The sequence below is a fragment of the Pseudomonas sp. 05N434 genome, from assembly GCF_056396965.1.
In genome coordinates, this window is record NZ_JBFTMK010000245.1 from 1 (window position 1) to 7,043 (window position 7,043).

General features: G+C 59.4%; 7 protein-coding genes. 6 read left to right on the top strand and 1 reads right to left on the bottom strand.

Annotated elements, in window-relative coordinates; genetic code table 11:
* The coding region (gene desA, locus AC1DLB_RS16520; protein WP_477785294.1) for a delta-9 fatty acid desaturase DesA at positions 1-1,129 on the bottom strand (1,129 nt) is incomplete at its 3' end.
* Positions 1,130-1,277: 148 nt separating this feature from the next.
* Here desA and dibA point away from each other — a divergent pair.
* The 6 genes from dibA to AC1DLB_RS16550 all read left to right on the top strand — a co-directional run.
* Entirely contained in the window at positions 1,278-3,197 is a 1,920-nt protein-coding gene (dibA, locus tag AC1DLB_RS16525) for a phosphodiesterase DibA (RefSeq protein WP_477744093.1), read from the top strand.
* A 311-nt stretch (positions 3,198-3,508) separates the two neighbouring features.
* Positions 3,509-3,691 carry a sulfur starvation response protein OscA gene (gene oscA / locus AC1DLB_RS16530; protein ID WP_018929364.1) on the top strand — a complete coding sequence of 61 codons (183 nt, stop codon included), beginning with the start codon at positions 3,509-3,511 and terminating at the stop codon, positions 3,689-3,691.
* A 131-nt stretch (positions 3,692-3,822) separates the two neighbouring features.
* The gene (locus AC1DLB_RS16535) at positions 3,823-4,836 is read left to right on the top strand and encodes a sulfate ABC transporter substrate-binding protein (RefSeq protein ID WP_018929363.1); all 1,014 of its coding nucleotides are present in this window, start codon (positions 3,823-3,825) and stop codon (positions 4,834-4,836) included.
* A gap of 71 nt (positions 4,837-4,907) precedes the next feature.
* On the top strand, positions 4,908-5,726 hold the full coding sequence (gene cysT, locus AC1DLB_RS16540; RefSeq protein ID WP_018929362.1) for a sulfate ABC transporter permease subunit CysT: 819 nt from the start codon (positions 4,908-4,910) through the stop codon (positions 5,724-5,726).
* Between the two features lie 13 nt (positions 5,727-5,739).
* Entirely contained in the window at positions 5,740-6,609 is an 870-nt protein-coding gene (gene cysW / locus AC1DLB_RS16545; RefSeq protein WP_007941037.1) for a sulfate ABC transporter permease subunit CysW, read from the top strand.
* Positions 6,610-6,612: 3 nt separating this feature from the next.
* Positions 6,613-7,043: ATP-binding cassette domain-containing protein (locus AC1DLB_RS16550; protein WP_477785295.1), on the top strand; the 431-nt coding region annotated here is incomplete at its 3' end.

The following is a 7,043-nucleotide window of genomic DNA, read 5'->3' on the forward strand; positions in this document are numbered from 1 at the left end:
GGGATTGAATCCCGCTGGCCTCGGCCTCGTGTACCCAATCCTTGATGGCGGCCAGCATGTCGTGACCATTTGAGCTGGTCYTGACCCAGATCTGCTGCAGGGCCAGGCGTTTCTCGTAAATTACCTTCAGCGCCTGGCTGTGCTCGAGCATGGTCTGGATGCGCAGGTGGTGCTTGTCGTCCAGCAGGCTGGTTTCCCGCGAGAGCAGGCGTTTGGCCCGGTGGAACTGGTGGCGGACCGAGTGATCGACCTTTTCCAGCTCTTGCTTGACCAGCGGCGCGATCACCAGCTTGCGGTACTGGGCCATGATCTGGAAGCGGTTGTTGAGGATCGCCATGGCGGTGTCCATGTCCAGGTTGCCTTTGCCTTCGACACGGTGGGCGATCGGCGCAACCCGCTGGACCTTGGCCAGGCGCAGGAAGCTGAAGACCTGGATCCAGGCCCAGCCGAGGTCGAACTCCCACTTCTTCACCGACAGTTTGGCCGAGTTAGGGTAGGTGTGATGGTTGTTATGCAGTTCTTCACCGCCGATCAGGATGCCCCAGGGCACCAGATTGGTCGCCGCATCGCGGCATTCGAAGTTGCGGTAGCCGATGGCATGGCCCAGGCCATTGACCACGCCGGCGGCCCAGACCGGGATCCACATCATCTGGATGGCCCAGATGGTGATGCCGATGGTGCCGAACAGCAGCAGGTCGATGACGCCCATGATCGCCACGCCCAGCAGCGGGAAACGGCTGTAGAGGTTGCGTTCGATCCAGTCTTCGGGGCAGTTCTTGCCGTAGATGCGCAGGGTCTCGGGGTTTTCCGCTTCGGCGCGGTACAGCTCGGCACCTTTGCGCAGAACGGTGGACAAGCCCTTGATGACCGGGCTGTGCGGGTCATCGACGGTTTCGCATTTGGCGTGATGCTTGCGGTGGATAGCGGTCCACTCGCGGGTGTTCTGCGCCGTGGTCAGCCACAGCCAGAAGCGGAAGAAATGTTTCAGGCCGGCATTCAGCTCAAGCGAGCGATGGGCTGAATAGCGATGCAGATAGACCGTGACGCCGACGATCGTGACGTGGGTCATCAGCAGGGTGACTGCCACCAGTGACCAGGGCGATAAGCCAAGAAAACCTTCGTACCACATAGCCTATAGGACCCTCGATAAAGAAAAAAACAGCCGTCGCATTATCACTTAGCCCACAGATAAAACCAGTCGCCCTTTCAGATAAGAGTGGCCGGATGTTTCTTTAATCTATAATTCCAGTCTTTTTTGTAGGGGCATGGACGCTCGAATGTCAGCCACATATCGCGATGCCTTGCGTGCAGCGCTACTTTATCTGGTGCTTTCCGTAGTCTGGCTTCAGTTCAGTGGTTATTTATTGAACAGTTTCTTCGATAACTCCACCGACCTGCTGCGCTGGCAACTGATCAACGGTTATGCCTGGGTGGCCTTCAGTGCCGGGCTGATTTTCATCGCGCGGGCACGTTTGTTTCGCTGCCTGGGCGTCGGCGCCAAATTGCGTGAGCGTAATGCCGACCGGGAGCGTTTGCGACAGGCGGCCGCGGTGTTCGATTGCACCCGCGAAGGGGTGCTAGTCACCAATAACAAAGGGCTGATCGTCCATGTGAACCGGGCGTTCATGGAAATCACCGGCTACCAGTGTGAGGAAGTGTTGGGTCAGCGACCGAGCATGTTCAAGTCGGGCCATCACCCGCCGGGTTTCTACCAGTCGATGTTCGCGACACTCGACAGCCTCGGCGAGTGGAGCGGGGAAATCTGGAATCGTCGCAAAAGCGGCGAGATTTACCCGCAATGGCAGACGATCCGCCTCGTTCATGACGATCAGGGGCGGCTCAGCCAGTACGTTGCGGTGTTTTCCGACATCAGTGCGATCAAGAACTCCGAGCATGAACTGACGCGCCTGGCCCACCACGATCCGCTGACCGATCTGCCCAATCGCCTGCTGTTTACCGACCGTGCCGGGCAGGCTGTGGCCTCGGCGCAGGCCCATAAGCGCGGTTGTGCGTTGCTGATGATCGACCTTGATCACTTCAAATTGATCAACGACAGCCTCGGTCACAGTGTTGGTGATCAATTGCTCAAGGGCGTGGCTGAGCGTCTGAACACCTTGTTCGGCCCGGGCATCACCCTGGCGCGGCTCAGTGGCGACGAATTTGCCCTGTTGGCTGAAAATTGCCCGCAACCGGGGCATGCCGCGGCGCTGGCCCAGCGGGTCATCGATGGTCTCAAGGAGCGGTTTGAGATTGACCGGCATTCGTTGTTCATCAACGCCAGTGTCGGCATCAGCCTGTTCCCCAGCGATGCGTTGAGCGCCGAGCAACTGTTGCGCAATGCCGACTCGGCACTGTTCAAGGCCAAGAGCGCCGGTCGCGACAGCTATGCCCTCTACACCGAAGAGCTGACCGCGCATGCCCAGCAACGTGTCGAGATTGCGTTCGAATTGCGCCGAGCACTGGAGCAGCAAGAGTTGCGGGTTTATTACCAACCCGTGCACGACCTCAAAACCAGCCGTCTGATCGGCGTCGAAGCCCTGGTGCGCTGGGAGCATCCACAGCGCGGGCTGGTGTCACCGGCTGAGTTCATCCCCATTGCTGAACGCACCGGGTTGATTGCCGAGATCGATGCCTGGGTCATGCGCCAGGCCTGTCAGCAAATGTGCCAGTGGCACGCCGCAGGCGTGGTGTTGTCGTTTGTTGCGGTGAACGTTTCTTCGCGCCTGTTCGCTCGCCGTGAGTTGTACCAGCAGGTGGCTCAGGTGCTGCACGACACCGGGCTGGATCCGGCGTATCTGGAGCTGGAAGTCACCGAAAGCGCGGTGATGGAGGATCCGGAAGTGGCGCTGGAGCAGATGCATCGCTTGCGTGAGTTAGGCGTGCGGCTGGCCATCGATGACTTCGGCACGGGCTATTCGTCGTTGCTGCGACTCAAGCGTTTACCGGTGCAAAAACTCAAGATCGATCAGGGATTCGTCGCAGGCTTGCCGGGTGATGAGGATGACGCGGCGATCGCGCGGGTGATCGTTGCGTTGGCGCAAAGCATGGGAATGCAGGTGCATGCCGAGGGGATCGAGCAGGTCGAACAGGCGGCTTTCCTGCTTGAGCACGATTGCGATCTGGGGCAGGGCTACTGGTTTGGGCGACCTGTACCGGCGGCGTCCTTGGATTGGGTTCGGGCGCCGGTGATTGGATGAGTGCCTGAACTGCTTCTTGTGGCGAGGGGGCTTGCCCCCGTTGGGGCGCGTAGCGGCCCCAAATCTTTGCGTCTGCTACGCAGCCGAACGGGGCGGTGCGGCGTTCCGACAAGCCCCCTCGCCACAGGGTTTTGTGTGGCCCTGAAAATAGTAGATCCCCCGCAATCCCTTGTCCCATCAAATAATGCATTCTGGTTATATAAACATTCTTAAATAGTCTTTTTAAGAATATCTGCGCCTATCTACTATTGCTCTCACGCCGTACGCAGTGCCCGCCACTGCCAGGCATATCTCATTAAAGGAGCAGCACCATGAGCGCATCCCTACGCAGTGTTGACGGGCAGGACGAAGCCACCATTTTGCGCGAGATCCAGAGCGCGTTGCGCGATCTGCGCTTTGGCGCGGTGGAAATCACCGTGCACAACGCCCAGGTGGTACAGATCGAACGCAAAGAGAAATTCCGTTTGCAGCATCCGGGCAACAAGTCGAGCTGAAGCAAAGATCAAAAGATCGCAGCCTTCGGCGGCTCCTACGGGAGCGTCGAAGGCTTCGATCCTTGAGTCAGGCAACCCGTTCCAGACCATAAGAAAAAGCCACCACACCAAGAATTCCAGGAGCTTTCACCATGTCGTCGATTCGCCATTTTGCGTTGGCCGCCCTGGCCAGTGCCCTTTTTGCTGGTTCCGCGGTTGCCAAGGATTACGAACTGCTCAACGTGTCGTATGACCCGACCCGCGAGCTGTATCAGGACTACAACGCCGAGTTCATCAACTTCTGGAAGAAAGACCACGCTGGCGACAACGTGAAGATCCAGCAGTCCCACGGTGGCTCAGGCAAGCAGGGCCGGGCGGTGATCGACGGTCTGCGGGCCGACGTGGTGACCCTGGCCCTGGCCGGCGACATCGACGAAATCGCCAAGCTCGGCAAGAGCCTGCCGGCTGACTGGCAGAAGCGTCTGCCGGAAGCGAGCACGCCTTACACCTCGACCATCGTGTTCCTGGTGCGCAAGGGCAACCCGAAAGGCATCAAGGACTGGGGCGACCTGACCAAGAACGGTGTGGAAGTCATCACCCCGAACCCGAAAACCTCCGGCGGTGCACGCTGGAACTTCCTCGCGGCCTGGGCCTATGGCCTGAAAGCCAATGGCGGTAACGAAGCCAAGGCCAAAGAGTATGTGCAGACCCTGTTCAAGCACGTGCCTGTGCTGGATACCGGTGCTCGCGGTTCGACCATCACTTTCGTCAACAACGGTCAGGGCGACGTGTTGCTGGCCTGGGAAAACGAAGCTTTCCTGGCCTTGAAAGAAGACGGCGGCGCCGACAAGTTCGACATCGTCGTGCCTTCGCTGTCGATCCTTGCCGAGCCACCGGTGGCCGTGGTCGACAAGAACGCCGAGAAAAAGGGCAACACCGAAATCGCCGAAGCGTACCTCAAGCACCTGTACAGCCCGGCCGGCCAGGAAATTGCGGCGAAAAACTTCTATCGTCCACGTGACAAGGACGTAGCTGCCAAGTACGCCAAACAGTTCCCGACCCTGGAACTGGTGACCATCGACAAGGACTTCGGCGGCTGGAAAACCGCCCAGCCGAAATTCTTCAATGACGGTGGCGTGTTCGACCAGATTTACCAGGCGCAGTAGCCTGAAATAGATCTGCCAACGGGCCCCGATCTTGCCGTCGGGGCTTAGTGCGTTTTCAACCAAGGACTTTTATGTCGCGTCGTATCTCCCCCGTCATACCCGGCTTCGGGCTGACGCTGGGCTACACCTTGGTGTACCTCAGCCTGATTGTGCTCATTCCACTGGCGGCGATGTTCGTGCATGCCGCTCAACTGACCTGGGACCAGTTCTGGGCAATCATCTCGGCACCTCGAGTGCTGGCCGCGTTGAAGCTGAGCTTCGGCACCGCGTTGTACGCCGCGATCATCAACGGCGTGATCGGCACGCTGCTGGCCTGGGTGCTGGTGCGCTACACCTTCCCGGGGCGCAAAGTCATCGATGCGATGATCGATCTGCCCTTCGCATTGCCCACTGCCGTGGCCGGTATCGCGTTGACCGCGCTGTACACCCCCACCGGCCTGGTGGGTCAGTTCGCGGCGGACCTGGGTTTCAAGATCGCGTATACCCCCCTCGGCATCACCCTGGCGCTGACTTTTGTAACACTTCCATTCGTAGTACGTACGGTACAGCCTGTACTGGCCGATATCCCCCGTGAAGTGGAGGAGGCGGCGGCGTGCCTGGGGGCAAATCCGTTGCAGGTTTTCCGCCATATTCTGATGCCGGCGCTGCTCCCGGCCTGGCTGACCGGTTTCGCTTTGGCCTTTGCCCGTGGGGTCGGCGAGTACGGTTCGGTGATTTTCATCGCTGGCAACATGCCAATGAAAACCGAAATTCTGCCGCTGCTGATCATGGTCAAACTCGACCAGTACGATTACACCGGCGCCACCTCCATTGGTGTACTGATGCTGGTGGTTTCCTTTGTCCTGTTGCTGCTGATCAACTTGTTGCAGCGGCGCATCGAAACCCCATAAGGAGGCGCGAAAAATGTCCCAATCGTCTATTGCAGCGGCCTCCTCGAACGCCGCCCGCCGTGGCAGTGCTGCTTCGCGGCGAATCCTCATTGGCCTCGGCTGGCTGATCTTTGCGCTGTTTCTGTTACTGCCGCTGTTCATCGTGGTGTCCCAGGGCCTGAAGCTGGGCCTGGGGGCGTTCTTCACCGCGATCTTTGAGCCGGACGCGTTGTCGGCCCTGAAACTCACGGTGATTGCGGTGTTGATTTCGGTGCCGCTGAACCTGGTGTTCGGTGTCAGCGCGGCGTGGTGCGTGAGCAAATACTCGTTCCGCGGCAAGAGCATGCTGGTGACCCTGATCGACTTGCCGTTCTCGGTGTCGCCGGTGATCGCAGGTCTGGTCTACGTGCTGATGTTCGGCGCCCAGGGCTTGTTCGGCCCATGGTTGCAGGATCACGACATCCAGATCGTCTTCGCCTTGCCGGGCATCGTGCTGGCGACGATTTTCGTCACCGTGCCGTTCGTGGCCCGTGAGCTGATCCCGCTGATGCAGGAACAAGGTACCCAGGAGGAAGAGGCCGCGCGTTTGCTTGGCGCCAATGGCTGGCAGATGTTCTGGCACGTCACCGTGCCGAACATCAAATGGGGCCTGATCTATGGCGTGGTGCTGTGTACCGCGCGGGCCATGGGTGAGTTCGGGGCGGTGTCGGTGGTGTCCGGGCACATTCGCGGGGTGACCAACACCTTGCCGCTGCACGTCGAGATTCTCTACAACGAATACAACCACGTGGCCGCGTTCGCCGTGGCGAGCCTGTTGCTGATCCTGGCGCTCTTCATCCTGCTGCTCAAGCAGTGGAGCGAAAACCGTATTAACCGCCTGCGCGCCAGCGCCGCGGAGGAATAAGTCATGTCGATCGAAGTGCGTAACGTCAGCAAGAACTTCCACGCGTTCAAGGCGCTGGACAACATCAGCCTGGACATTCAAAGCGGCGAACTTGTGGCGCTGCTGGGGCCGTCCGGCTGCGGCAAGACCACATTGCTGCGAATCATCGCCGGCCTGGAAACCCCGGATCAGGGCAACATCGTGTTCCACGGCGAAGATGTTTCCGGCCACGACGTGCGTGATCGCAACGTCGGTTTCGTGTTCCAGCACTACGCCTTGTTCCGCCATATGACGGTGTTCGACAACGTTGCGTTCGGCCTGCGTATGAAGCCGAAAAACCAGCGTCCGAACGAAAGCCAGATCGCGGTGAAAGTCCACGAACTTCTGAACATGGTGCAACTGGACTGGTTGGCCGATCGCTACCCGGAACAACTCTCCGGCGGCCAGCGTCAGCG

Excerpts from the sequence above, each read along its gene's own strand:
- cysT (WP_018929362.1), top strand. The coding sequence starts at position 4,908 with ATGTCGCGTCGTATCTCCCCCGTCATACCCGGCTTCGGGCTGACGCTG.
- cysW (WP_007941037.1), top strand. The coding sequence starts at position 5,740 with ATGTCCCAATCGTCTATTGCAGCGGCCTCCTCGAACGCCGCCCGCCGT.
- oscA (WP_018929364.1), top strand. The coding sequence starts at position 3,509 with ATGAGCGCATCCCTACGCAGTGTTGACGGGCAGGACGAAGCCACCATT.
- AC1DLB_RS16535 (WP_018929363.1), top strand. The coding sequence starts at position 3,823 with ATGTCGTCGATTCGCCATTTTGCGTTGGCCGCCCTGGCCAGTGCCCTT.
- dibA (WP_477744093.1), top strand. The coding sequence starts at position 1,278 with ATGTCAGCCACATATCGCGATGCCTTGCGTGCAGCGCTACTTTATCTG.